Raw genomic sequence first — 23,522 nt, 5'->3', positions numbered from 1 at the left:
TGTCAATTCCGGATTCTTGGCCAGCAATGGTTTGCGTCAGACGTTGATGAAGTCCAGAAAATGGCGCGAAAGGGCGCGGGGCACGTCGTCGGTCGTCAGATAGGTCTGCCCGAGGGTCATCGCCGTTCCCGTGTCGGAATCCATGATGATCATGTGCACGAAGAGCGACATGTTCGGCTCGATCGGCTGCGGATTTCCGACGTGGAACATCTGATGCTCCATCCAGGACGGCGAGAAACGGGCGCCCAGAGAGTAGCCGCAGGCGTTGAGACGGTGGCGGGAAAGGCCTCGTTCATCCATGATTTTCGCGTGCATATCGAAAACATCGCCGAAGCTTTGGCCCGGCTTGAGGACGGTCTCGATCGCCTGGATCGTCTCGAAGCAGGCATTGTAGAGTTCCCGGTGGCGATAGTTCGGTTCGCCGATGACGATGGTACGCATCATTGCCACATGGTAGTGCGCGTACGCGCCTGCCCATTCGAGCGTCAGCTGATCGTTCGCATCGAGCTTGCGGCGGCCGGCCTTGTAGCGGCAGAGCAGTGCGTCCTCGGCGGAGCCAATGATGAATTCGTTCGCCGGGTAGTCGCCGCCACCGGCAAAGACGGCGCCCTGCATGGCGGCCAGAATGTCGGCTTCGTCCGCACCTGGCTTGGTCAGCGTTAGCGCCGCATCGAGCGCATCGTCGGCCAGGGCGGCCGCGCGTTCGACATAGGCGACTTCGGCCGGGCTTTTGATCAATCTCAGGCGGCTGACGAGATAGGAGGCGTCGACGATCTGTCCGAACGACGTCAACTGCGCATCGAGCATCCGGGCAACGCGGCCCGTCATGCCATGGGTATCGTACTCGACGCCGATCCTGGCGCCGAGCAGGTCCATCTCGACCAACAGGTTCCTGAGGTCGACGGTCGGGTCGGCATTCACGCGGTCGACCCAGATTTGGACATTTTCCAAGATAGAGGTGTGCTTGGCCTGGCGCAGGTCGGCGGAGCGCGTGATCAAGGCCATTGTCCCGTCGGCCTTGACGACAAGCGTCTGGAAGAAGCAGTAGCCGAAGGTGTCGTAGCCGGTCAGCCAGTACATGCTTTCCTGCGCAAAGAGCAGCAGGGCGTCCAGCTTTTCTTCGCGCATTCTATCGGTCAGACGTGCGAGACGGACGGCGAATTCGGGTCTGTCGAAGTGCAGGGCCATGCCGCTTAAATCTCCCTGATTGCGATTGCAGAAATTTGGCGGCCGTAGTCCGGCTCCTTGTTATGTGTGGTCCGGCGATAAGAGAAGAATCGCTCGGTGTCGGGATAAGTGCAGATCCCCAGGGTTTCTGCGCGGACACCGGCGACGCGCAGCCGATCGACAGTCAGCGCCGGCAGGTCGAACATCGCGTGCCCCGGCTTTCCTGAGGACACGAAGTAGCGCTCGTAAGATGGATCCAGTGTGACAAAGCGCTCCACGAATTCCGGGCCGACCTCGTAGCTCGCCTGGCTGATCGATGGCCCGAGGCAGGCAACGATTGCCTCCCGCTTCGCGCCAAGTCGGACCATGGCGTCAATCGTGTTCTCCAACACGCCGGTTAGGACGCCTTTCCAACCGGCATGAGCGGCACCGATGACACCGTTCGTCGCGTCGGCGAAAAGGATGGGTCCGCAGTCGGCTGCCAGAACACCAAGCGCTATGCCGGGGGTTGCCGTTACCATCGCATCTGCTGCTGGCCGGGATCCGTCATAGTCCTTGTCGACGATGACCACATCGGGAGAGTGGACCTGGTGCACGGTAGCGAGACGCTCGACAGGCAATTCAAACCAGTTTGCCACGCGGCGGCGGTTCTCCTGAACCTTCTCGCGCTCGTCGTTCGAGCCGAGGCCAACATTCAGGCCGCGATAGATGCCGTCCGAAACGCCGCCTTCCCGCGTAAAATAGCCATGGAGAATCGCGTCACCGGTTGTCTCGCTCAGCAGCGTGCTTTGGATCGGTGCCGGAGATGCTGCTTGTGTCATTAAAACTTCCAAGATTGCTTGAACTGCTTATGCGCCATTTTCGGATGGCGAAGCCCGTCGGTTGCGGCGGATGTTGGCGAGCGGCGCTTGCGCTGTCAATCCGCTGGACGGAAGGGCATCAAATCCACGGTCGGGTGAGAGACCGCCATGACCTTGAAGAGTTCGCCCATGCGCCCTTCGCCTTCGCCGGCAAGTCGATCGACGGCGGTTTGGATAATCTGGCGCGTATGTGCTTCCCGGTCTCGGCCAAGCGCCGCTGCGCGATCGAGAATGCCGAGGCCGACAAGAAAATCGCCCTGGTGAAGCATGCCGTTCAGGTGAACGCCAGCCGAGGTGGCGGCCTGCGCCAGGGCCTGGAAATCGACGTGGCTCGTAAGGTCGGCTTCGCCCGGATGTGCCAGCGGCGGGTCATACTCATGCATGCGCACCGCCTGCAGCGTATCGCCGTAGCCACTTACGAGGTGCCCGTAGTCGATGGCGACAGCCGTTCCCCCATATTCCTTCAGCCGATCGCAGATCGCTACCATCACCGACTGGCGAGCCGACGAGATTTCAAACAGCGTTCCCGGGAGCACATCCTCTTCCGGCGAGGGCAGAAGGCCTGGATCGATCCCTGCCACCCCGACGCCGAAGGCCAGTTCACCGCCTGCGTCGACGCCGACCATGCGCTCGCGGAACCCTGTCGTCGTCTTCACGAACTGACGGATCGGAATGGCATCGAACAATTCGTTCGCCGCGACGAGCGAAAAACCCGGCGTCACGTCGTCGAAACCTTGATGCCAGCTGACCTTGTCGCGATACGACGCAAGCGTTTCCTGCTGGATGTCGCGCAGACGCTCGCTCGTTTCGACGAGGTGCACCGTCATGTCCTCAAAGAGCGGCGGTGCTATGCGGGAAATGACGCGCAGCATATCCGACATCATCGTGCCGCGACCGGGGCCGATCTCGACAAGACGGACACCTCCAGGGGTTCCGTGTCGCTGCCAGGCATGGACGATGAAGACGCCGATCATCTCGCCAAAAAGCTGGCTCACCTCCGGCGCGGTGACGAAGTCGCCCGAGCGCCCGAAAGGCTCGCGGGTCCTGTAGTAACCGTGTTCGGGATCGGCGAGGCACAGCGAGAAAAAGTCCGTGACGCTGATCGGGCCGTTTGCCTGGATGATCGCCTTGATCTTCTCACCGAGCGCGGTGCTCATCGATACCTCCTGTCCGGCTGCGTTCAGTGCTGCAAGGCAGCCTGACGGCGGGCCAAAAGCATGGCCCAGATTCCCAGCAGAACCATCGGCGTGGAAAGCACCATGCCCATGGTGAGCCAATTGGTGCCCAGCAGGTAGCCCAGCTGGGCATCCGGTTCGCGGAAGAATTCGACGAAAATACGAGAAAGTGCGTAGCCGCAGACGAAGACGCCGGTGACGAAGCCCGGCGCCTTCAGGGCGCGGAAGCCGTAGATCAGAACGGCGAGAACCAAGAGCAGCACGATGCCCTCCAGCCCAGCCTCATAGAGCTGGCTGGGATGGCGAACAAAGTCGCCGCCAGGGCAGTAGCCGTTGGTCTTCTCAATGTACTGATTGCAGAAAACCATGCCCCACGGCGCATCCGTCAGGCGACCCCACAGCTCACCATTGACGAAGTTGGCGATACGGCCGCAGAACAAGCCGATCGGGACGACCGCCGAGACGATGTCGAACAGGCTCCAGATCGGTATGCCGTTGCGACGTGCGAAGATGATCATCGCGATCGTGGTGCCCGTCAGTCCGCCGTGGAACGACATGCCGCCGTTCCATATCTGGATGGCTCGGATCGGGCTCTCGATCACTGCCGGCATGTCGTAAAACAGGATGTAGCCGATGCGCCCGCCGAGAACGATGCCGAGAGCGACCCAGATGATGAAATCGTCGAGCTGCACCTTGGTGATCGGGGAAACATCGCCTGGCCATAGCTTGTTGTTTGCGGCGATCAGACGGCCATAGTACCAGCCGAGCATGATGCCGGCGACATAGGCAAGTCCGTACCAGTGAATTGAAAGCGGGCCGAGCGAAAAGGCGATCGGGTCGATCTCGGGGAAGGGCATGATCGCCAGGAGATTGGCTGCTGTCGGCAAGGGTTTCCCATTCGCTGGCGTGAGCCCTACGGAGTGGCCGGTCGGACGAACGCAGTTCAGTTCAAGGCGTCCTTTGCGACTTTCTAAAGGCGCGCCAAGCTCGATGTGGGCGGAAGATGGCGCTGCTATCAAAAACGGTCAAGTCGATTGTTGGCGATCGCGGCGCACGGGCAGGCTTATCCAGAGCAAAGCGCTTGCATCCTTAGCGGCGAAGCCCTACCTCATTCTTGAAAGGCCCCAAAGGCCGCACGTTGTATGTTGTAAAGGGAGAACACCGCCATGACGACTGGAGCAAACCGCATCATGGACGAGTTCGCCAAGCTGATGACGGATGCCGCCGGCGCGGCCCAGGGTGTGCGCAAGGAAATCGAGACAGCCTTCAATGCGCAGGCGGAGCGCTGGCTCAATACTCTCGACGTCGTCAAGCGCGAGGAATTCGAGGTCGTGCGTGACATGGCGATCAAGGCGCGCGATGAAAACGACGCCCTCCTTGCCCGGATCGCCGCCCTTGAAGCGAAGCTTGCAGCCAAGGGCAAATAATTCCCGCTGTGACACAGGCCGTGGTGTGACCTTTATGAGACACGCTGCGGCTGTGACTTAAAAACCGGGTGTCGTTATCCACCTGTGGACACTGCCAAAAAGATCAATGGGCAGAGTCATTTAAACCCTCCTTCTGAATGGAAACCCGAAAAGCTTTCCACAGTGCCGTTCCCTAAAACGGCTGTGAGGGGCTGGCGCGTCGCCTAGCCCGTTATACACTGATTTTAAATGATGATTCGAAGCAGTTGATAAGCTCCAGGCAGGTTTGACTGCGTTAAGTCTGGTAGCGGTTCAACGGTCATCAGGGTTGGTGGTTCCGGCTGTTGCGTGTGTTCTCCTTGTGTCTCGTTGAGAAGTTGGTTCGCATTCACTCCGGTCAAGAAGGTGCTGCATGAGCCTCATGGAATTGGAAGTCGAGCGTCAGTCGAACCCGGTCGATATGATCGAGTACGTCGCCGCCAATAACGACTGGTCTTTCGAGCGGTCGGGCGATGACGAGATTGCGATGACGGTTGAAGGGAAGTGGACCGACTACCACGTTTCCTTTTCCTGGATGGAAGAGTTTGAGGCGCTGCACCTAGGCTGCGCCTTCGACGTCAGGGTTCCCGAACAGCGTGTCAACGAAGTCACCAAGCTCCTGGCCGCGATCAATGGTCAGGTGCTGATGGGACACTTCGACCTCTGGCGCCAGGAAGATGTCATCATTTTCCGCCAGTCGTTGCTGCTTGCCGGTGGTGCCGAGCCGACCAATCGACAGGTCGAGGTTCTGCTGGCTAGTGCACTCGACACTTGCGAGGCGTATTATCAGGCCTTCCAGTTCGTGATCTGGTCCGGCATGGAAGCGAACCGCGCTATGGAAGCGGTTCTCTTCGAAACGGTCGGCGAGGCGTAAATGTCATCCGCATCTTCAGGTCCTGTCGTTCTCGTCGGTGCCGGCAACATGGGGGGCGCGATGCTCTCCGGCTGGCTCAAGAGCGGCGTGGCCGGTTCCTCCGTCGTCGTCATCGATCCCGCCCCGTCGGAGCAGATGATGAAGACGATCAACGATGCCGGCGTGACGCACGTCATCTCGGCCCCGGCAGGGTTGACGGCAGGCGTTCTTTTCCTTGCGGTCAAGCCGCAGGTAATGGATGGCGTGCTGGCGCCGGTCAAGGCAACGGTCGGACCGGAGACGGTCGTCGTGTCCGTTGCCGCTGGCAAGACATTGTCGTTCCTTAAAAAGCATCTCGGCGAGGCTGCGATGGTGCGCGCCATGCCGAATACGCCGGCCATGGTCGGTCGTGGCATTACGGGTGCGTTTGCCAATGCGCGCGTCACAGATGCGCAGCGCGAGCTAGTCCATTCTCTGTTGCGTGTATCCGGTCCGGTCGAGTGGGTTCCAACCGAAGCCGACATCGATGCCGTCACGGCCCTGTCGGGAAGCGGACCGGCGTATGTGTTTTATCTCGTCGAGTGTATGGCAGAGGCAGGCCGTAAACTTGGCTTGCAGGCGGACCTTGCCATGCGTCTTGCACGGGAAACTGTCGCGGGGGCTGGTGAGCTTTTGCACCAGTCCCCCGACGACGCCTCGCGGTTGCGCCAGAACGTGACCTCGCCGGGCGGCACGACGGCTGCCGCGCTTTCCGTCCTTATGGCCGAGGACGCGATGCAGCCTCTTTTCGACAAGGCCCTTGCAGCAGCACGCAAGCGTGCCGAAGAGCTTGCCGGCTGAGGACATCCAGACCATGGCTGACGAAATCACCTATGCCGACTTCGAGCGTGTCGACATCCGTGTCGGGACGATTGTCGAGGCAACTCCGTTCCCGGAAGCGCGCAAGCCGGCCTTCAAGCTGTTGATCGACTTCGGGGCGGAAATCGGCCTTAAGAAATCATCGGCCCAGATCACCGTTCACTATACGCCCGAGAGCCTGATCGGTCGGCAGGTTCTAGGTGTGGTCAACTTTCCGCCGCGACAGATCGGCCCAGTTCGCTCAGAAGTCCTGACCCTCGGTTTCGAGGACGAAGCGGGCGCGATTGTTCTTGCGGCACCGGACAAGCCAGTGCCGAACGGCAAGAAGCTGATGTGATCAGTGGATATCGCGCGACAGCGGGTCGGTCAGCGAGAACGCATGGAATACGGCTTCAAAGCCGGCGCGTTGCGGCGAGCAGAATGCCGGGCCGACGGCAACCTGCACCAATGCCGGATCGAACCAAGCAAGCCGCGCCATGCGCCAGTCCTCCATCCGGTCTGTTCTGTATTGAATGAACAGGGCATCGCCGGTTCGCGTTACGCGCACGCCCATGCGCTCGAATGCATGGTCGAGCCGAAAGGCTGACCAGTCGGAGTTGCCATTGGTCACGACGACGCTGAAGTGCATTGCTCCATCGGTATACTCGATCCCGCATTTCATCCAATGCGTCGCGTCGGCCCGAACCATCATGCCGGCCTGGTCGTAGAGTTCCTCATAGCGTGCGGAGAAGGATACTTCGGCCGAAAAGTCGCCGCCTCTTCGCTGATGCAGGAAATGCCCGTCGTCGCGGTGAAAGCCGTAGTAGGTTCCTTGCCAGAAGTCCGTCTTCGGTCCAGACCAGACATGCAGGTCGCCGTTGCGCTCTTCAAAGCGAGGCGGCGGGTTCAGCCATGTCATTCGCGCCGTATCGATCATCATCTGTTTTTTCACGCCGGTAGGCGCACGGTCGCCCGCAGACCGCCCAGAGGGCTGTCGCCGAGCGTCACGTTGCCGCCGTGGCTTCGGGCGATGTCGCGGGCAATGGCAAGACCGAGGCCCGTGCCCGAGGCGTCGAGATTGCGCGCTTCATCGAGCCGGAAGAATGGCTTGAAGACATCCTCGCGGTTCTTCTCGGGAATGCCTGGACCATCGTCGTCAAAGGTGATCGTCAGCCACTTGGCACTGTGTTTGGCGTTGACGTCGAGGGTGGTGGCGTAGCGGCGAGCATTCGAGGCGAGGTTCGTCACAAGGCGCGCGAAGGCGTTTGGACGCACCGCAATGCCGTCATCGCCTTCTATGGAGTATTTGAGTGTCTTGCCCTCGTGAAGTTCGAAATCGGTCTCAAGCTTTGCAAAGAGGTCGCTGAGCTTCATTTCGCCGACGTCTTCTTCGACCTCGCTTCGCGCGAAGGCCATGTAAGCCTCGAGCATCGATTGCATGTCATTGATGTCGTCGTTCAGGCCGTGCAGGTCGGGATTGTCGCCGGCCAGCGCCAGTTGCAGCTTGAAGCGGGTCAGAATCGTGCGCAGATCGTGGCTCACACCGGTCAGCATCGCCGTGCGCTGCTCCATCTGCCGCTCGATGCGCTCGCGCATCAGAATGAAGGCGAGGCCTGCGCGGCGAACCTCGTCTGCACCGCGCGGGTGGAAGTTGTCAGCCTTCTGGCCCTTGCCGAAGCTTTCTGCTGCGTTTGCGAGCGCAAGGATCGGCCGGATCTGTCCCCGCAGGAAGAGGATCGATATGCCGATCAGCACCAGCGAAGCGCCGACCATCCAGACGATGAAGATGTGGGTGTTGGAGGCGTAGGTGGAGTTGCGTCTTGCCAGCACGCGAAGGATCTTGTCTTCGAGCTTGATGCGGATCTCGACGAGGTTGGAATCGCCCAGCGTGTCGATCCAGAACGGGCGTTTGACCTGGTCGCTGATCTCGTCGCTCAGGATGCCATCAAGGATTGAGAAAAACGGCTTGGTGCGTGGCGGCGGCAGGTCGCCGTCCGGTTCGATCGAGATCTGCAGGCCCAGCTGGTCGCGTGCTATGCGCGTGACCTCGCTGTAATCAGTATCCTGTGGATAGGTCTCGATGATCTGGATGACCGCTGCGATGTCGCGTGTGACCGCAGCAGAGAGGCGCTGCGTCACCATCTGCCAGTGGCGTTCCATGAACAAGGCCGCGACGACGGACTGGAGCAGCAACATCGGGATGATGATGATGAGAAGCGAGCGGACGTAAAGGCCGGTCGGCAGGTAGAGCCGTAATCTGCGGATCATCGACCGCCAGCCGCGGGCGGGCGGGCGGTCCTCGCGCCGAAGGGAGTCGAATGTCACCATTTGGTCGCTGGTCCTGGGGTTGCGACTGTCAATCGATGCTCAACCGGTATCCTATACCACGAACCGTCTGCAGCCAGACCGGATTTGCGGGATCGTCCTCGATCTTGCGTCGCAGGCGGTTGATCTGCACATCGATGGTGCGCTCGCCGACATCGACATCGTTGCCGATGAGCTCGTGCCGCGGAATGGTATCGCCGGCGCGCTTGGCAAACAGCAGCATGATTTCCTGCTCGCGATCCGTCAACCGGACCACTTCGGAGGCCTTCTTCAGCTCCTTGCGCGTCAGGGAGAAGGTATATGGTCCGAACATCACCTGTTCGATCTTCGGCGCATCGTTGGAGACATTGCGGCGCAGGATGTTGTTGACGCGCAGCACGAGTTCGCGCGGGTCGAAGGGCTTGGCCAGATAATCGTCGGCGCCGGCCTCCAGTCCGGCGATGCGACTGCCCGACTCTGCCAGTGCCGTCAGCATGATGATCGGCACGTTCTTGATCGTGCGCAGATCCCTGGTCACGTCGATCCCGGAATCGCCTGGCATCATGACGTCCATGATGATGAGGTCGAAGTCCAGTCCGGCAAGCTTGCGCTGCGCTTCCGCGCCGTCCGCGGCCACCGTCACCCGGAACCCGTTCTCGGTCAAATAGCGGTTCAGCAGGGCACGGATACGCGTGTCGTCGTCCACAACAAGCAAGTGCGCAGCGTCGTCCGAAATCACTGTCTTTGTCGCCATTCAGTCTGCTTTCGCGTTTTGTCTGTTCCGCATACCCCTCAGGAAGGCCTTTATGCCTTCCCGTACCTCAGGAGAAGCTCCGTCGAATGCTCTCTCAATACGGCGCGATTGCGGCTCTGCCAGAGCAAGGGCCAGCTCGCGCCCCAGCTTGGTAGGATAGAGCTTGCGCTGCCGCCTGTCTTCAGGCCCTGCAATCTGGCGAATATACCCCGAATCGATGAGTTGTTTGAGCACTCTTGCGAGACTCTGCTTGGTAATCTTCAATGTATCCAGCAGATCGGCAACCGTCATACCGGGGTTGCGGTTAACAAAGTGAACGACACGGTGGTGCGCCCGCCCGAAACCGATCTCCGCAAGAATGGCGTCGGGATCGGAAACGAAGTCACGATAGGAGAAAAACAGAAGCTCGATGATCTCGAAATCGATGCTTTGCGTGTTTTCCATCGGCATCTTCAGCGGTTCGGGCTTGCCCGCCTTCGGGCTCGTCTGGCGTGCCAACTTGGCATTTCCTTTCTTGTTGCGCACCGTGCGGGAAGCGCTCGTTAAAATATGTCAGCATTGTTGACGTATCTCTGCGCCGTTGCTAGCTTCCCCAAGCGTTGCGAAGCCGGAAGAGGACGCCATTTCCACTGGAAATTTGGCCTGACTTCGCAAACTTCACTACAATGCGTAATTTTCCCCTGCGTGAGTGGATAAAACGTATTGGGGACAACAATCAACAGCAATGGCGTGCGGGCGCCGGAGGAGTGAGAAATGGCTTCAGTTCCCTTTGATCAATTGGATGGCGAAATCTGGTTCAACGGTGCGTTCGTGCCCTGGAAAGACGCAAAGATCCACGTGCTGACCCATGGTCTCCACTACGCAAGCGCGGTATTCGAGGGGGAGCGCGCCTACGGCGGTAGGGTTTTTAAGCTCACGGAACATAACCAGCGCCTGCACACGTCCGCGCAGATCCTCGGCTTCAAGGTGCCTTATTCGGTTGCTGAACTGGATGCGGCGACGATCGAGCTCCTGAAGCGCCAGGGCTTCTCCGATGCCTATGTCCGGCCGATCGCTTGGCGCGGTAGCGAGATGATGGGCGTGTCCGCTCAATCGAACCGCATCAACGTCGCGATCGCCATTTGGCAATGGGGGAGCTACTTCAATCCGGCAGAGAAGCTGAAGGGCATCCGGCTCGACATTGCCGAATATCGCCGGCCCGATCCGAAGACGGCGCCGTGCGCCTCGAAGGCTGCCGGGCTCTACATGATCTGCACCATTTCAAAGCATGCGGCCGAAGCCAAGGGGTATGCCGATGCCATGATGCTCGACTATCGAGGCCAGGTGGCGGAAGCGACGGGGGCAAATATTTTCTTCGTCAAGGATGGCGTTATCCATACGCCGACGCCCGATTGCTTCCTGAACGGCATCACCCGACAGACAGTGATCGAGCTCGCGAAGCGTCGCGGTATCGAGGTGATCGAGCGCGCCATCATGCCGGAGGAGCTTGCGGATTTCAGCGAGTGCTTCCTGACGGGCTCTGCGGCAGAGGTGACGCCGGTCTCGGAAATCGGCCCGCATAAATTCACGCCGGCAACGATCAGCGAAACTTTGATGAACGACTACATAAAAGAGGTATACCCGGCGGCCGCTGCAGCGGCCGAGTGATCGTTAAGAGCAGGAGCGGCCGAGTTCCTCGCGAGCTCGGCCGTTTTTCGATGCGCTGTCTACCTTGCGCGAGCGGCTACTGCGCCGACGATCGTCGACAGGATGCCGCCGCCGATCAGGCCGCCGATTCCGTCGGCAATCAGACCGCTCATTGCGGCTTCGCCGCCGACCATGCTGAGAAGCATGCCGCCACCAATGCCACCGATTGCGCCGGCGATCGTCCGGGCAACGGCATTGATTGCAACCTGCTTCAGTGCGCCGCTTGCGACATTGCCGCCGACGGCCCCTGCTATCACTTGTGTGATGATGGGCAATAAGGCTTCCACGATTTCCCTCCTTTTGCGTTTCCTCAAAACGCCACTGCCGGCTGCGCGGTCCGAAAGGATAGCCAGCCATACAGGCGATCCGACGTCCGACCGGGAGCAGGGATATCGTCTGAATATCAGTATTTTATCATGATTGAATATGGAGTGGAATGGAGAGCAACCCATGCGTGAAAGTTTTCCACGCTGTCCCATGGAAAAGGCGCCCGAAGGCGCCTTTTCCATGTCGTGCGTCAAAGTCAGTCGTAGACGTAAACAATGCGACGGGTAGCGGGATCCACAAGGACCGGCCGATCGTTGATGCGGACATATCGATACTGATAGTCCGGAATTTCCTGGAATGTCACATCCCCCGGCAGCGCTGCACCGACGACGACATCACCGCGGAGGCGAACGGTCTGAGCCGGATTGGTTTGAACATAGGTCGTGACCGTCTCAGGCGGGCTGATGGCCTCGACAGAACCAACCGGTCCCAGCAACTCGTCGCCTGGAGCCGGGTCGGGAGCGACGCTTGCCGTCGTCTCGTAGGTCACAACAGGAACGCCGAGATCGACTTGGTGTTGCTCGACGATGACGCTGCTGCCACCCTGTTGAACTTGCAGATACTCGGCATAGACCCAGCCACGGACGCCGTTGACGTCAACCCGGCACCAGCGGCTTCCCTGGATGCAGCCGTCCAGAATCGCCTGGGAACCGCGCGTCGCTATGCCGAGGGATGGGTACTGCGGACCAGGGCCGGCACGAACGTTCAGATCGTTGATGGCCGTGGCAGCCATGTCCGCCTGGGCAAGACCGGCGCTTCCCACGACGATCGCGCCAGCCAGGAACAGATTTCGCTTCAGGGTCATCTCGTTTCTCCTTGTCTTATACAGCCAAGTAACGTTTGGCTGATGGCGAGGTTCCCCTGCGGTGGGCTTCGCCGGTAAACGATTGTATCGATGTGTTAAACTCCAGCGCGGCTGGTGGCCGAACAAAATCGCGGGCTGCGCGCGGCGCAGTTTCGGACTATAGCGACACGGGACAGAGACAAGCGAGGCACTCATGGGCATGCTCCAGGCCGGCATTATTCCGGTGACACCCTTTCAGCAGAACTGCACGATCCTCTTCGATCCGGAGACCAAGGAAGGCGTCGTGGTCGATCCCGGTGGTGACGTGCCGGCGATCATTGAGGCCATCACGGCGAACGCGCTTGACATCAAGGCGATCTGGCTGACGCACGGCCATCTTGACCACGCCGGTGGTGCCAAGGAGCTCAGGCAAGCCTTGGGCATCGATATCGTTGGCCCGCACGAGGACGATCTTCCGCTGTTGCAGCGGATCGAGGCGCAGGCGCAGAAGTACGGCCTGCCACCGGGCATGCAGAACGTCGTTCCGGATCGCTGGCTGAAGGATGGCGACAAGGTTTCTTTCGGCACGCACGAGTTCGAAGTGTATCACACACCGGGCCACGCGCCGGGCCATGTCATCTACTTCAATCGCGCGCAAAGCTTCGCCCATCTGGGCGACGTACTCTTCAACGGTTCCATCGGTCGGACGGATCTGCCAGGTGGCAATCACCAGCAACTGCTCGACTCCATCCGCGACAAGGTTTTGCCGCTGGGCGATGACGTTGGTTTTATTTGCGGGCACGGGCCGGGCAGCCGGATCGGTGACGAGCGACGCAGCAATCCCTTCCTGCAGCAGATCTGAGCACCAACAAAACAAAAGCGCCGCTGAGTGGCGGCGCTTGGTGTTTGATCATGCGTTCAGACATCAGCCGGCGTTGCAGAAGTGGCTCCGGCCGTCATTGCCGATAAACGTGCCGCTGCGCGGATCGAACGACCGGTAGCGGTAGGAGCAGTAGCGTTCCCACTGCGCAGTCCAAGGCTCGACGTCGGCAGCGACCGGACGATAGTAGCGGGGCGGGGGAGCGCGATAGACCGGCACTGCTTCGTATTCCGGCTCATAGACCGGCGGATCGATATAGCGCGGCTCATCATAACGCGGCGCGCTGGCGATGGCAGAGCCGACGATCAGACCCGTTGCAAGGCCGACAGCGCCGCCAACAAGCGCGTCATCGCCGTGGTGATGACGATGCCAATCACCAGCCGAAGCAACGCCGATCGATGATACCGTGAGGGCAGCAGCGGTTGCCGTCATAAGGAGGGTCTTCGCAAGCCTGTTCATTTGTCTTTCCCTGTTTTAACCGATTCCGGTTCTGCACCTTGATGATGGCAAGGTAAGGGCTGCGATCTGAATACAGGCTGAATGACAAAACCCGGCATTGCTGCCGGGCTCAACTCGAATTGACAGCGTTGGCTGGAGGCTCAGCCTGCGATCTGCAGGTTGACAGCCTTGGGGCCCTTGCCGCGGCGGTCCGGCTCCGTGTCGAAGCTAACCTTCTGATTCTCCGTCAGTCCGGCCAAGCCAGAAGCCTGAACGGCAGAAATGTGTACAAAGATGTCGGCGCCGCCCTTGTCCGGTTTGATGAAGCCAAAGCCTTTGTCGGTGTTGAAGAATTTTACAGTGCCAGTCTCGGCCATGCGTCAGGTCCTTTTATCTCCGCCCGCCATCCACACGGGCAGCATCACTGATAATGCCTCCTCGCGGAGACGTTGGCAGGCAATCATTGAAATGTGAGAAAAAGGTCCCCTCTAGCACAACCAAGCTCACCACGGGACTGACGCCCGCTTTCTCGGAACTGGCTGACCGGAATATTAGCGTCTCCGGCGCGCACATTCTTAAAGGACTTCCCATGCTCGCAAAATGCCCGAACAAAGGTGAGAGTGCTGCGATTATTAAATTTTGGCAAGCAAAAGTTTCTTAACGCGTTTGTGCCGGCGGCTGCCTTCAGGCCGCATTTTTGCGCTCGCGGAGCAAAATTTCATTCGTCAGCAGCCGTGGAGGCACGCTTTATATTGTTGGCAATATAGTTTGGGAGCAGATTTTGCCAAAAATGCAACGCTAACGCGACTGCGTAAAAGCTAAAGTTTTTTTCTTTTCCGAACGTTCAACTCAAATTTGGGCTCGGTTTCAGTCTGCCCGAAGCGCGACGGCGCGCTATTTCGGGCACCACTTCAACCAGAAGCATGGCGGTGAACATCAGTGCGCAGCCGGCGTAGCCGAGCGGCGGCATGGTTTCACCAAGCAGCAGGGCGCCGAGCGACGCGCCGAAGAGCGCTTCAGAGGACAGGAAGATGGCTGCCTGCGATGGCGTCGTGTAGCGCTGGCCAATGATCTGAAGCGAGAAGGCGACACCCGAGGAGAAGATCCCGACATAGAGAATTTCCGGGGCCGCAGCCCATATCGCCGCCCAGCTGATCGGCTCCGTGACGACCGCAACGGCGAGCGCGCAGGCGCCGGTAACGGCAAACTGAGCGGCCGAGAGGGCAAGCGGACGGCCGGTTTCAGATACCGTGGTGCCAGCCAGTGTGATCTGTCCGGCCCAGAAGATTGCACAAACGACCGTCAGCAGGTCGCCGGTCGTCAGTGCCGACAGCTGTCCGCCCGACAGCAAGTATATGCCGGATACGGCCATGATCGCACCGGGCCAGATGATCCAGTGCGGAGAGCGGCGCAGGAAGACCACGGCGATCAATGGCACGATCACCACGTAGAGGCCGGTGATGAAGCTGGAATTCGTCACCGTCGTCGTCTGCAGGCCGATCTGCTGGGTGGCGGCGCCGCCAAACAGCGCAAGACCGGTCAGCAGGTAGAGCTTGAGGTGGCGAGGCGCGGTCTTGACCGGGCCCTTGCGTGCCTCAAAAAGCATGAACGGCAGAACCGCCAGCGCAGCGATCATGAAGCGCAGGCCAATGAACCAGAACGGACCGATCGCCTTCATTGCCGTCGACTGCGCGACAAAGCCGCCACCCCAGATGGCAGCTGCAAGCAACAAAAGAAGGTTCGCCTGAATGCGCGTCATTTCGTCCTCGATGCGGGGAGAGGGGGGTGTCGTCGAGCGTTAGCAGTTGCCTTTCGTTGGGGCAAGGGTGAAGACTGTCGCGAGGCGTCAGCCCATGAGAGCAAAAACCGATGACGACGAAAGCGGGTTCATTGCCCCTGGAACGCGAGGAAAAGGCTCCGCTTGCGCCGGCTGGATACTCCGGCAGTTCACTCACGCGAAAGCTTGGCCTCAAGGAAGGGCGAGCGGCACTGCTGGTCGGCGTGCCTGACATTGCTGAGCTTAGAGGCTTCCATTTCTCCTCTGTCGACACGGCCGTCCCGGCAGTGATCGAGCGTCGCTTCGACTATGTGCACGTGTTCGAAACCCGCCTGCCACGTCTGGAAGATATGGCGCAGTCTTTGTCCGGCGTTCTCAGGCCCGACGGGATGCTCTGGATTTCCTGGCCCAAGAAAGCCGCGTGAATGCCGACAACAATCACCGAAGACGTGCTGCGATCGATTTTTTTGCCTTTGGGGCTGGTTGACGTAAAAGTCTGCGCAATAGACGAGACGTGGTCGGGGCTAAAGTTCATGATCCGAAAGGAACTGCGCGCCGGTCTCTAGGCTTCGCATCAGCCATTGTCCGCCGGTGCTCGAGACACCCTGAGCAATGCACCATCGTCTTCATCCGTAAGGATCAGCAGGGCGCCGTCGGGCGCGACGACCACATCACGCATGCGGCCATAGGAGCCATCGAATAGCCGCTCCTCGGCGACGAAGGCTCCGCCATCGTCGCGCTGCAAACGCGAAAGCAGTTGGAACTTCAGCGCCGCGACAAGAAAATTGCCATCCCATTCGGGGAACATCTTGCCGCGGTAAATGACGAGCGCTCCCGGCGCTATGGACGGGTCCCAATAATAAAGAGGTTGCTCAAGTCCTTCCTTGGCCGTGCCTTCGCCGATCTCGGCGCCGGAATAATCACGGCCATAGGTGATGATCGGCCAGCCGTAGTTCTTGCCGGGCTCGATGTCGTTGATCTCATCGCCGCCGCGCGCGCCGTGCTCAACCGTATAGAGCTTGCCGTCGGCGGCATCGAAGGCGATGCCTTGCGCATTGCGATGGCCTTTCGACCAGATTTCCGGAAGCGCCTTGGCGCCGTCCTTGAAAGGATTGTCGTCAGGAATGCTGCCATCAGCGTTGATGTGAATGATGGAGCCGGCGTCGTCCTTCCAGTCCTGCGAGCGATCCCTGTCGCCGCGGTCCCCGATGCTGATGAACAGCGAGCCGTCCTTGGCGAAGGCGATGCGGGAACCGTACTGGATATTGCCACCGGTGAAGCGCGTCATCGCAAAGATGGAGTTGACGTCATCGAGCCTGGTTCCGTCCATTGACAGCGTGGCGCTGAAGGCCTCGGTGCCGGAGCCGCCCTTGGCCCTTATGGCAGCGGTGAGGAATATCTTGCGGCTCGTTGCGAAATCGGGTGCGAGCGCAACATCCATCAGGCCGCCCTGACCGCGGGCACTGACTTTGGGTACGCCGGCAATGGGAGCGGAGAGCTTGCCGTCACGGATTATGCGCAGCCGCCCCGGTCGTTCGGTGACGAGATAAGAGCCGTCGGGAAGAACCTCCACGGCCCAGGGATGCTCAAGCCCGGTCGCAATCGTATCGACCTGAACCTCGACGGTCTTCGTCTTGACCGCATCGGCCGCCAAGCTTGGGGAGGGAAAGACCGCGGCTGCTAGAAAGAAGCCGACGTGAAGCTTTGCAAAGATCGTCATGGTCCGTCCCATTGCCTGTCCTGATCAACGTGGAGCATCCGACACCTGCTTCAACCTCATTCGGCTCGGGATAACGGCTTTGTGTTTGTCGATGGTATCGCGCCGGTCGGTTGCGGATCGGCGAGTTCCGCTTCGACGATATAGCGCAGCGGGCCGCGTTGCGTCGCGCCGAAAGGCCAGCAGGTCGCAAGCACCAGATGGCGACCTTGCGCTGCCGGATCGATCCCGCTCCGATCCCATGGCACGATGCGGCCTTCGCCCGCCTTGAAGGTCAAGACCTTGCCGTCGCGACGTGTGACCTCGATTTCGTCGCCCGGTTTGACATCCTTCAGCCAGCGGAAATGCGTGTCGCGATGGGCCGCGATGACGGAGGTCCCTTCATCGCCGGGTTGGGGCGTATCGGTGAGCCAGGCGGGGCCGAAGGCCAGAGCCTCGCCGGAGGCGCCGGACAGGACGATCGCATGCTTGCCGAGGCGCGGCGCAGTCACCTCCGCCTCGGTCGTGAAATCCGCCCAGGGCCAGGGCTTGGCGTCTTCGCCGCGGAGTTCGGCGGCAAAGGCTCGCTTCAGGAGGATCTGTGACAATTCCGCCTTGGCCTTGATGTAGAGTCCATCGGCGACCAGTGCCGTTCCGTAGAGAGCAAGGAGGGCGATGCTGACGGCAATTGCCTTCTCGACGACGGAGAGACTGGGCAGGAGCGAGCGGTTCTCGCGCTCGGTGGCTGCATCGTAGGCGGTCGCCGCAGCCGTCGCCATGGCGAGCTCGAGGTAGGTCGGAAGCGGGCCGAACTCGTCCACGTCCTGGTTTCGAACTCCTGATCTTGCGCTGGCGGGCGTCATGGCTTGGCTCCTGCAAAGACGCCGCGCACGCGCCGGCGCCAGACGGCAAGCCCACTTGCCGCCATCAGTGCGGCGAGAAACATGACGATGCCGCGGACAATCTTTTCGTCAGCACGCGTTGCCGTTTGCGGCAGCTTTACCGACGCGGACTTCTGGGCAATCAGCCCGGCTGCTTTCGCCGTCGGGGCAGCAGCCATACGCGATGCTGCCAGCTGCGCAAATTCCTGCTGGGGCGTTGTTATCGCGTGATCGGGCGCGCTGGCAGGTGCGGGCCGGACGTCCTCGCCGCCGACCTTCTCGAAATCCCAACCGTCAGGGAGGTTGAGCGGCAGCTTTGCCGAGCCAAGCGGCTCACCGGCGGGACGCGACGGCGTGACGTCGACTGCGACGAGGCTGGTCACCCGCGAGACGAGGTGATGGGCGAGCGCCACCGTCTCGATGTCCTTGTCGAGGGAGGTTCGGTCCTCGCGCTCGTAGGCGCGGGCTTCGAGGTCGTCGATCTTGCGACGGGCCCAAAGCTTCGAAATTCCCTGGCCGTCAGCAGCCTTGGCAATATCCATATCGACGCGCCAGGGTTGAACGCCGGTCTTGCCTATGATCTGGAGCTTGCCGGCGGGTTTTTCTTCCGGCAGTTCGGCGGTCAGGACGACCGGCTCGCCGGTGTAGAGGTCAGGCATCGGAGCCGGGGTGATATCCTTTGCCTTGACGCCTTGGAAGGTTGCCGCGATGTCGGTCATTGCCGGGTTCTGAAGCTTCGCGAAGAGCTCGCCCATGCGGCCAGCGACCTGGTCGGCGGAGCCGATCTGGGTGAACGTACCGCGGCCCATCTCGGCGGCCTTGGTCATGAAATAGGCGTTCGGCGCCGAACCGATGCCGACGGTGAAGACGCGAGCCTCGCCACGGTTCTGGCTGATCTCGGCAAACAGCTGCTGTTCATTGCCGATCGCGCCATCGGTCAGGAACACGACCTGACGAAGCGCGCCGTTGGCGACGGGGCCCTGGTTGCGCAGGCCATCCTGCAATGCGGGCAGCATTTCGGTGCCGCCATCGGCGGTCAATCCGCGAACGTAGGCAATGGCCTTCTCGCGATTGTCGGGCGAGGCTGCAACGAGGCCGTTGAAGTAGTCGGTCATCGTGTCGTCGAAGCGGATGACGTTAAAGCGGTCGTCGAGATTGAGCTTCGAGATGGCAAGCGCCAAGCTTTCCTTGGCCTGCTCGATCGACGGGCCGGACATGGAGCCGGAATTGTCGATGACAAAGACGACCTCACGCTTGGCTGCGGGCGAGGATGCATCGGGCGTTGCCGGCGGTGTGACGAAGGCGAGCAGGTAGGCCTTGCCGTTGACGACTTCACGGAAAAGCCCGGCACTTGGCGTCTTGCCGGGCGCAGCCCTCCAGGTGAGTTCGAAGTCCTTGTCTGCCGCAACGCTCTCGCCCTTCAACGAGATCATCCGGTTCTGGTCGCCGTCCTGCTGGATGTCGACGTCGTGGAAGGAGGATGTCACGTCGCCGAGCACGAAGCCGGCCTTCAGATTGACGGTGAGCGCAACGGGGTTGATCTTGGCGTTGTCGCGCGGATCGAGAACCGGAGCCTCGATCTTCTCGCGATTTTCCACCGGATCGTTCGGAATTGCGAAGCCTGCGCCGTTGTTGAATTCCACGGTCTGGACGATTGGCGCCGGATTGTAGCGGGGGGCGACGACCATCGGGAAGCGCAGCGAGAACTCGCCGCCGGATTGGTGGACCGCCTGCTGGTATTCGATCTGCACGACAATCGTTTCGCCGGGGCCGATGTTGGCGACCTGGTTGGTGAAGATGTTGGGCCGCTGCTGCTCGAGAAGGGCTGCCTTCTTGCCTTCCGCCTTGGCCTGTTCGTAGATCTCGCGCGCTTCCCGACGCGGCTTGATCTGGCCCTCGATGAAGCGCTCGCCGATCTGCATCTTCAGCACGTCGACGGCGGAATTCTCAGGCAGCGGAAAGACGTAAGTGCCCTCGACCCAACCCTTGCTTGGGTTCTGGAAGCGCTGTGTGACCTTGACGCGCGCGATGGGGCCGGAGACATCCATCTGCACATCGGTCTTTTGGCGCGGTGCCTCGACGAAGAAGCCGGGCTCCCTGGCGGGAAGGAGGAGGGAGCCGCTGTTGACGTCGTTCGGCCGCACGAGGCCGGCGAGCTGCTCGACCGTCTGCTGGCTTTGTTCGGCGTAAACCGTCGTGACGAGCCCGAACGTCATAAGGATCGACGCGGCGAAAGCCACGAATGCAACCAGCAATGAGATGGATACGCGACTGGCGCGAACGCGCCTTATGACGAACTCGTCTTCCAGAAACATGGTATGCCCTCAATAACCAATGTCGGATGCACCAAGATGCGGCTTCGATCTCGGCGTGCTCGCGACCGAATTGCGGCATGCCGCGGCATTTGTTGCGGCCAATTCGTGGCAAAGCCTGAAAAAGGCGAAGTTTTTGATTTCAGGGCGTAAATCGGGCTCTCTTCAGAAACCGATTCAAGTGCTTCGCAAAATGGTGCATCGGGCCGAGTGGGCGATGTCGCGAATCGACAATCGCGTGAGCCGACTGATCACGAAGAATCATTGGCACCATCACGCCTTTGCGCTTGAAATGCCTGCTGACATTGGACATAGAGCTTAGCGCAGAACTCCGGTCCCGGCTTTCTGCCCAAATCAACCGTATAGGACCGATATCATGGCCTTTCTTGCCGATGCTCTTTCCCGTGTGAAGCCTTCAGCCACCATCGCCGTTTCCCAGAAAGCGCGCGAGCTGAAAGCCAAAGGACGCGATGTGATCGGCCTCGGTGCCGGTGAGCCCGACTTCGATACGCCAGACAATATCAAGCAGGCCGCCATCGACGCGATCAATCGCGGCGAAACGAAGTACACGCCGGTATCCGGCATTCCGGAACTGCGCAAGGCGATTGCCGCGAAGTTCAAGCGCGAGAACGGCCTGGAATACGCCTGGGAGCAGACGATCGTCGGCACCGGCGGCAAGCAGATTCTGTTCAACGCCTTCATGGCGACCCTGAACCCGGGTGATGAAGTCGTCATTCCAGCCCCTTACTGGGTGTCCTATCCGGAGATGGTGGCGCTGTGCGGCGGTACGCCTGTCATCGTTTCGGCGACGCAGGAAAGCAACTTCAAGCTCCAGGCGGCCGATCTCGACAAGGTGATCACGCCGAAGACGAAGTGGTTCGTCTTCAACTCGCCGTCCAACCCGTCGGGCGCTGCCTATACGCATGCCGAACTCAAGGCACTGACGGACGTGCTGCTCAAGCATCCGCATGTCTGGGTGCTGACCGACGACATGTACGAGCATCTGACCTATGGCGACTTCAAGTTCGTCACGCCTGTCGAAGTCGAGCCGAAGCTCTACGACCGCACGCTGACCATGAACGGCGTCTCCAAGGCCTATGCGATGACCGGCTGGCGTATCGGCTATGCGGCAGGTCCGATCCAGCTCGTCAAAGCGATGGACATGATCCAGGGTCAACAGACCTCGGGTGCGACGTCGATCGCCCAGTGGGCCGCTGTCGAAGCGCTGAACGGCACGCAGGACTTTATCCCTCAGAACAAGAAGATCTTCGAAGGCCGCCGCGACCTCGTCGTGTCGATGCTGAACCAGGCCAAGGGCATCACGTGCCCGTCGCCGGAAGGCGCGTTCTACGTCTATCCGTCCTGCGCCGGCCTGATCGGCAAGACCGCGCCCTCTGGCAAGGTTATCGAGACGGACGAGGACTTCGTGTCCGAGTTGCTTGAAAGCGAAGGTGTCGCCGTCGTTCATGGCTCGGCTTTCGGCCTTGGTCCGAACTTCCGCATCTCCTATGCGACCTCGGAAGCGCTGCTTGAGGAAGCCTGCAAGCGCATCCAGCGTTTCTGCGGCGCCTGCAAGTAAGCAGTTCAGGAACGAAATGCAAAAAGCCCGGCGAATGGCGTAATGCAGTTCACTTAGGTTTGCTTACGGCTCTTATCGGGTATCTGGCAGGCAGTTTTTTGACGACACGGGGGCATGATCGCCCCCGTTTTTCTGTCAGCAGCAAGTCTGCCAATCTGTTTCTCAATCTGGTGAGGTGGGCGGGGATTTTGCCGGGTGCTTCGATCGCCATCCATCCCCATTCGTGACGCAGGTAATGCAGGGCTGTGATAAAGCTTAGTCGGGTTGGCTCGACTTGGGCTTCGGTCGCGACCTCTGCCATTTCGAGCCGCACCAGATTGTAGGCCAGCAACGCGCCCCAGACCTCCTGATAGACAGTCTCCGGCGTGCCGCTTCGCAGGGTCAGTTCGCTACCGAGAAGCTCCTGCTTGAGTTCGCGATAACTTGTCTCGATGCGCCATCGCTCTTCATACTGATGGACGATTTCGCTTGCCGGATAAGTTTGTCTGTCCATCAGCGATGTCAACAATATGCGCTTTTTGCCATGGCTGGTGGTCGTCTCGATGGCCCTGACCTCCCAGAAGGCCGGCAAGTCCGGTTCTGCCTGCCGCGCCTGGGGCGAGACCTTCATGCGCACCCGATAATCGGTGGGGTGCGGATCCAGTCGTTCCCATGTGCTGTTGGCTTTGGCCGGAATCAGCCAGTGACGCTCATGTCCCTTCGTCTGCAATTGCAAGAGAAGGCTGGCACTGAAGAAGCCCTTGTCGAAGACCGTCAGCGAATGGTCCGGAACCCGGTCGAGCAGGCTTTTGGCATAGAGCATCTCGTTTGTGCCATAGGCTCCGAACACCGCATCACGCACCAGATGCGTCGCCAGCGCCGTCAGCGTCAGCAGCCGCAATTGCGGATAGCTTGCGACAACGCCAGACGCGTAGGCCTGCGCTCCAAAATGCGCCCGGTTCTCCGGGCTGTCGGACGTCCGCAGCGTGCTGCCGTCCACGGCATAACGACAAAGACCCCGCCAGGCACGCCCGGATTGGTGGCGTTCATCCCAGCATGATGCACTCATTGCAAACAACTGCGCCAACGGTGCCTGACCCAAGCGCTGCCGTGCCTGTGTCAACGCGCTCTTGGCAATATCCGCGTTGACCTCATCGGGCAAAACCAGATCAAGATGGGCCACCACCTCCGGGATCGACTGATGACGATAAAGGGCCAACGCAATCACCAGCCAGACGACCTGCTCGGCTGGCAGCTTGCGCTTGCGGATGCTCGCCTTGCCTGTCGTGGCGAGAGCCTGAGCGATCCAGTCCGGGTCGATCGCCTGCGAAAGAGCCGATAATTCGGCCGAATGTCCAAGGGTGCGTGACATCACAAACAAAAACAGGATGGGAAAACGAATCCCCATCCTGAACCATCAAACTTGCCCGCAGCTCACTAAGTGAACTGCATTACGGCGAATGGCGGGTTTTTTGTTGCTCGGCGTCGCCAACCGGCTGAGATGAAAGATCGACCGAATTCCCAGCGTGGAGCGCCATGTTCCCCACCTCGTACCGCAAGGCGCCGCTTGCGCCCGATCCGGTGGGATCGCTTCAACCAAACCAACGCCCAAATGCGCCGCAGGTGCCCTCGGTCATTCCGTGATCGGCGTTGCATGGGACGATTTCCCGGCCCGCGCGTGCGCTTCTTGCTCAAGGCGCATCGCCCTCAGTCGCGCAGTCTTCTCATTTCTGGCGGTAGCGACGGCGTCGATTTTCAAAGCCTCCTTGGTGCGGGACAACATTTGTG

At 60.3% G+C, this 23,522-nt stretch carries 25 protein-coding genes and 1 pseudogene; 9 read left to right on the top strand and 17 right to left on the bottom strand.

Annotated elements, in window-relative coordinates:
* Positions 1-36: 36 nt before the first annotated feature.
* The 4 genes from WGT02_RS15535 to lgt all read right to left on the bottom strand — a co-directional run bounded on the left by WGT02_RS15535 (position 37) and on the right by lgt (position 4,089).
* Positions 37-1,188 (bottom strand): Xaa-Pro peptidase family protein, encoded by a 1,152-nt coding sequence (locus tag WGT02_RS15535; protein WP_024313862.1) that lies wholly within the window; start codon positions 1,186-1,188, stop codon positions 37-39.
* A gap of 5 nt (positions 1,189-1,193) precedes the next feature.
* The gene (gene pgeF / locus WGT02_RS15530) at positions 1,194-1,988 is read right to left on the bottom strand and encodes a peptidoglycan editing factor PgeF (RefSeq protein WP_024313861.1); all 795 of its coding nucleotides are present in this window, start codon (positions 1,986-1,988) and stop codon (positions 1,194-1,196) included.
* Positions 1,989-2,083: 95 nt separating this feature from the next.
* Entirely contained in the window at positions 2,084-3,184 is a 1,101-nt protein-coding gene (locus tag WGT02_RS15525) for a class I SAM-dependent methyltransferase (protein ID WP_208250010.1), read from the bottom strand.
* Between the two features lie 23 nt (positions 3,185-3,207).
* Complete coding sequence (gene lgt, locus WGT02_RS15520; RefSeq protein WP_024313859.1) at positions 3,208-4,089, bottom strand: prolipoprotein diacylglyceryl transferase; 882 nt, start codon at positions 4,087-4,089, stop codon at positions 3,208-3,210.
* Positions 4,090-4,368: 279 nt separating this feature from the next.
* Between lgt and WGT02_RS15515 the strand changes: the two genes are divergently transcribed.
* The 4 genes from WGT02_RS15515 to WGT02_RS15500 all read left to right on the top strand — a co-directional run bounded on the left by WGT02_RS15515 (position 4,369) and on the right by WGT02_RS15500 (position 6,695).
* Positions 4,369-4,629: an accessory factor UbiK family protein gene (locus tag WGT02_RS15515; RefSeq protein ID WP_024313858.1), complete on the top strand. Its 261-nt coding sequence runs from the start codon at positions 4,369-4,371 to the stop codon at positions 4,627-4,629.
* A gap of 391 nt (positions 4,630-5,020) precedes the next feature.
* Positions 5,021-5,521, top strand: coding sequence for a YbjN domain-containing protein (locus tag WGT02_RS15510; protein WP_024313857.1), 501 nt, complete (start codon positions 5,021-5,023; stop codon positions 5,519-5,521).
* Positions 5,522-6,340, top strand: a complete 819-nt coding sequence (gene proC / locus WGT02_RS15505; RefSeq protein WP_024313856.1) for a pyrroline-5-carboxylate reductase — start codon at positions 5,522-5,524, stop codon at positions 6,338-6,340.
* A gap of 13 nt (positions 6,341-6,353) precedes the next feature.
* On the top strand, positions 6,354-6,695 hold the full coding sequence (locus tag WGT02_RS15500; RefSeq protein ID WP_024313855.1) for a tRNA-binding protein: 342 nt from the start codon (positions 6,354-6,356) through the stop codon (positions 6,693-6,695).
* Here the strand turns inward: WGT02_RS15500 and WGT02_RS15495 are convergent, their stop codons facing one another.
* Genes WGT02_RS15495 through WGT02_RS15480 form a run of 4 tightly spaced genes read right to left on the bottom strand, consistent with a single transcriptional unit; the run spans position 6,696 to position 9,893 of the window.
* Positions 6,696-7,277: a DUF1349 domain-containing protein gene (locus tag WGT02_RS15495; RefSeq protein WP_024313854.1), complete on the bottom strand. Its 582-nt coding sequence runs from the start codon at positions 7,275-7,277 to the stop codon at positions 6,696-6,698.
* An 8-nt stretch (positions 7,278-7,285) separates the two neighbouring features.
* On the bottom strand, positions 7,286-8,665 hold the full coding sequence (locus WGT02_RS15490; RefSeq protein WP_037069911.1) for an ATP-binding protein: 1,380 nt from the start codon (positions 8,663-8,665) through the stop codon (positions 7,286-7,288).
* Between the two features lie 28 nt (positions 8,666-8,693).
* Positions 8,694-9,395 (bottom strand): response regulator, encoded by a 702-nt coding sequence (locus WGT02_RS15485; RefSeq protein WP_024313852.1) that lies wholly within the window; start codon positions 9,393-9,395, stop codon positions 8,694-8,696.
* Complete coding sequence (locus tag WGT02_RS15480) at positions 9,396-9,893, bottom strand: MarR family winged helix-turn-helix transcriptional regulator (RefSeq protein ID WP_024313851.1); 498 nt, start codon at positions 9,891-9,893, stop codon at positions 9,396-9,398. It lies immediately after the preceding gene.
* Between the two features lie 255 nt (positions 9,894-10,148).
* On the opposite strand from WGT02_RS15480, the gene WGT02_RS15475 reads away from it, so the two are divergent.
* On the top strand, positions 10,149-11,042 hold the full coding sequence (locus WGT02_RS15475; protein ID WP_208250011.1) for a branched-chain amino acid aminotransferase: 894 nt from the start codon (positions 10,149-10,151) through the stop codon (positions 11,040-11,042).
* A gap of 59 nt (positions 11,043-11,101) precedes the next feature.
* Here the strand turns inward: WGT02_RS15475 and WGT02_RS15470 are convergent, their stop codons facing one another.
* Together WGT02_RS15470 and WGT02_RS15465 are read right to left on the bottom strand one after the other, a co-directional pair.
* Positions 11,102-11,368, bottom strand: a complete 267-nt coding sequence (locus WGT02_RS15470; protein ID WP_024313849.1) for a hypothetical protein — start codon at positions 11,366-11,368, stop codon at positions 11,102-11,104.
* Positions 11,369-11,604: 236 nt separating this feature from the next.
* Entirely contained in the window at positions 11,605-12,213 is a 609-nt protein-coding gene (locus tag WGT02_RS15465; protein WP_024313848.1) for a DUF1236 domain-containing protein, read from the bottom strand.
* A gap of 193 nt (positions 12,214-12,406) precedes the next feature.
* Between WGT02_RS15465 and WGT02_RS15460 the strand changes: the two genes are divergently transcribed.
* Entirely contained in the window at positions 12,407-13,054 is a 648-nt protein-coding gene (locus tag WGT02_RS15460; RefSeq protein WP_208250012.1) for an MBL fold metallo-hydrolase, read from the top strand.
* Between the two features lie 63 nt (positions 13,055-13,117).
* Here the strand turns inward: WGT02_RS15460 and WGT02_RS15455 are convergent, their stop codons facing one another.
* The 3 genes from WGT02_RS15455 to WGT02_RS15445 form a co-directional block, all read right to left on the bottom strand.
* Positions 13,118-13,531, bottom strand: a complete 414-nt coding sequence (locus tag WGT02_RS15455; protein ID WP_024313846.1) for a BA14K family protein — start codon at positions 13,529-13,531, stop codon at positions 13,118-13,120.
* A gap of 140 nt (positions 13,532-13,671) precedes the next feature.
* The gene (locus WGT02_RS15450; protein WP_007534130.1) at positions 13,672-13,887 is read right to left on the bottom strand and encodes a cold-shock protein; all 216 of its coding nucleotides are present in this window, start codon (positions 13,885-13,887) and stop codon (positions 13,672-13,674) included.
* Between the two features lie 467 nt (positions 13,888-14,354).
* Entirely contained in the window at positions 14,355-15,269 is a 915-nt protein-coding gene (locus tag WGT02_RS15445; RefSeq protein WP_208250013.1) for a DMT family transporter, read from the bottom strand.
* A gap of 110 nt (positions 15,270-15,379) precedes the next feature.
* Here WGT02_RS15445 and WGT02_RS15440 point away from each other — a divergent pair.
* A pseudogene (locus WGT02_RS15440) lies at positions 15,380-15,853 on the top strand (DUF3052 domain-containing protein).
* A gap of 8 nt (positions 15,854-15,861) precedes the next feature.
* Here WGT02_RS15440 and WGT02_RS15435 read toward each other — a convergent pair.
* The 3 genes from WGT02_RS15435 to WGT02_RS15425 are packed head-to-tail and all read right to left on the bottom strand — an operon-like array spanning position 15,862 to position 20,179.
* The gene (locus WGT02_RS15435) at positions 15,862-17,007 is read right to left on the bottom strand and encodes a PQQ-dependent sugar dehydrogenase (RefSeq protein WP_208250580.1); all 1,146 of its coding nucleotides are present in this window, start codon (positions 17,005-17,007) and stop codon (positions 15,862-15,864) included.
* 56 nt (positions 17,008-17,063) lie between these two features.
* Positions 17,064-17,846, bottom strand: coding sequence for a class GN sortase (locus tag WGT02_RS15430; RefSeq protein ID WP_208250015.1), 783 nt, complete (start codon positions 17,844-17,846; stop codon positions 17,064-17,066).
* On the bottom strand, positions 17,843-20,179 hold the full coding sequence (locus WGT02_RS15425) for a marine proteobacterial sortase target protein (protein WP_208250017.1): 2,337 nt from the start codon (positions 20,177-20,179) through the stop codon (positions 17,843-17,845). The genes WGT02_RS15430 and WGT02_RS15425 overlap by 4 nt, the downstream gene beginning before the upstream one ends.
* 19 nt (positions 20,180-20,198) lie before the next feature.
* Between WGT02_RS15425 and WGT02_RS15420 the strand changes: the two genes are divergently transcribed.
* Entirely contained in the window at positions 20,199-20,498 is a 300-nt protein-coding gene (locus WGT02_RS15420) for a hypothetical protein (RefSeq protein WP_024313840.1), read from the top strand.
* Between the two features lie 54 nt (positions 20,499-20,552).
* Positions 20,553-21,755: a pyridoxal phosphate-dependent aminotransferase gene (locus WGT02_RS15415; protein ID WP_208250019.1), complete on the top strand. Its 1,203-nt coding sequence runs from the start codon at positions 20,553-20,555 to the stop codon at positions 21,753-21,755.
* A 49-nt stretch (positions 21,756-21,804) separates the two neighbouring features.
* On the opposite strand, the gene WGT02_RS15410 is transcribed toward WGT02_RS15415, so the two are convergent.
* Positions 21,805-23,142, bottom strand: coding sequence for an IS4 family transposase (locus tag WGT02_RS15410; protein ID WP_197901934.1), 1,338 nt, complete (start codon positions 23,140-23,142; stop codon positions 21,805-21,807).
* Positions 23,143-23,522: the final 380 nt, after the last annotated feature.

This window comes from Rhizobium sp. T1470, assembly GCF_042140505.1.
GTDB classification, from domain to species: domain Bacteria; phylum Pseudomonadota; class Alphaproteobacteria; order Rhizobiales; family Rhizobiaceae; genus Rhizobium; species Rhizobium favelukesii.
The sequence above is the reverse complement of the archived record's forward strand: the minus strand, read 5'-3'. Positions and strand labels throughout refer to the sequence as shown.

What these genes read in the sequence shown, in the direction of transcription:
- WGT02_RS15430 (WP_208250015.1), bottom strand. Translation starts at nt 17,846, where the DNA reads ATGACGCCCGCCAGCGCAAGATCAGGAGTTCGAAACCAGGACGTGGAC.
- WGT02_RS15510 (WP_024313857.1), top strand. Translation starts at nt 5,021, where the DNA reads ATGAGCCTCATGGAATTGGAAGTCGAGCGTCAGTCGAACCCGGTCGAT.
- WGT02_RS15465 (WP_024313848.1), bottom strand. Translation starts at nt 12,213, where the DNA reads ATGACCCTGAAGCGAAATCTGTTCCTGGCTGGCGCGATCGTCGTGGGA.
- proC (WP_024313856.1), top strand. Translation starts at nt 5,522, where the DNA reads ATGTCATCCGCATCTTCAGGTCCTGTCGTTCTCGTCGGTGCCGGCAAC.
- WGT02_RS15420 (WP_024313840.1), top strand. Translation starts at nt 20,199, where the DNA reads ATGTCGGATGCACCAAGATGCGGCTTCGATCTCGGCGTGCTCGCGACC.
- WGT02_RS15435 (WP_208250580.1), bottom strand. Translation starts at nt 17,007, where the DNA reads ATGACGATCTTTGCAAAGCTTCACGTCGGCTTCTTTCTAGCAGCCGCG.
- WGT02_RS15455 (WP_024313846.1), bottom strand. Translation starts at nt 13,531, where the DNA reads ATGAACAGGCTTGCGAAGACCCTCCTTATGACGGCAACCGCTGCTGCC.
- WGT02_RS15515 (WP_024313858.1), top strand. Translation starts at nt 4,369, where the DNA reads ATGACGACTGGAGCAAACCGCATCATGGACGAGTTCGCCAAGCTGATG.
- WGT02_RS15450 (WP_007534130.1), bottom strand. Translation starts at nt 13,887, where the DNA reads ATGGCCGAGACTGGCACTGTAAAATTCTTCAACACCGACAAAGGCTTT.
- WGT02_RS15445 (WP_208250013.1), bottom strand. Translation starts at nt 15,269, where the DNA reads ATGACGCGCATTCAGGCGAACCTTCTTTTGTTGCTTGCAGCTGCCATC.
- WGT02_RS15425 (WP_208250017.1), bottom strand. Translation starts at nt 20,179, where the DNA reads ATGTTTCTGGAAGACGAGTTCGTCATAAGGCGCGTTCGCGCCAGTCGC.
- WGT02_RS15460 (WP_208250012.1), top strand. Translation starts at nt 12,407, where the DNA reads ATGGGCATGCTCCAGGCCGGCATTATTCCGGTGACACCCTTTCAGCAG.
- WGT02_RS15490 (WP_037069911.1), bottom strand. Translation starts at nt 8,665, where the DNA reads ATGGTGACATTCGACTCCCTTCGGCGCGAGGACCGCCCGCCCGCCCGC.
- WGT02_RS15410 (WP_197901934.1), bottom strand. Translation starts at nt 23,142, where the DNA reads ATGGGGATTCGTTTTCCCATCCTGTTTTTGTTTGTGATGTCACGCACC.
- pgeF (WP_024313861.1), bottom strand. Translation starts at nt 1,988, where the DNA reads ATGACACAAGCAGCATCTCCGGCACCGATCCAAAGCACGCTGCTGAGC.
- WGT02_RS15485 (WP_024313852.1), bottom strand. Translation starts at nt 9,395, where the DNA reads ATGGCGACAAAGACAGTGATTTCGGACGACGCTGCGCACTTGCTTGTT.
- WGT02_RS15535 (WP_024313862.1), bottom strand. Translation starts at nt 1,188, where the DNA reads ATGGCCCTGCACTTCGACAGACCCGAATTCGCCGTCCGTCTCGCACGT.
- WGT02_RS15500 (WP_024313855.1), top strand. Translation starts at nt 6,354, where the DNA reads ATGGCTGACGAAATCACCTATGCCGACTTCGAGCGTGTCGACATCCGT.
- WGT02_RS15475 (WP_208250011.1), top strand. Translation starts at nt 10,149, where the DNA reads ATGGCTTCAGTTCCCTTTGATCAATTGGATGGCGAAATCTGGTTCAAC.
- WGT02_RS15415 (WP_208250019.1), top strand. Translation starts at nt 20,553, where the DNA reads ATGGCCTTTCTTGCCGATGCTCTTTCCCGTGTGAAGCCTTCAGCCACC.
- WGT02_RS15495 (WP_024313854.1), bottom strand. Translation starts at nt 7,277, where the DNA reads ATGATGATCGATACGGCGCGAATGACATGGCTGAACCCGCCGCCTCGC.
- WGT02_RS15525 (WP_208250010.1), bottom strand. Translation starts at nt 3,184, where the DNA reads ATGAGCACCGCGCTCGGTGAGAAGATCAAGGCGATCATCCAGGCAAAC.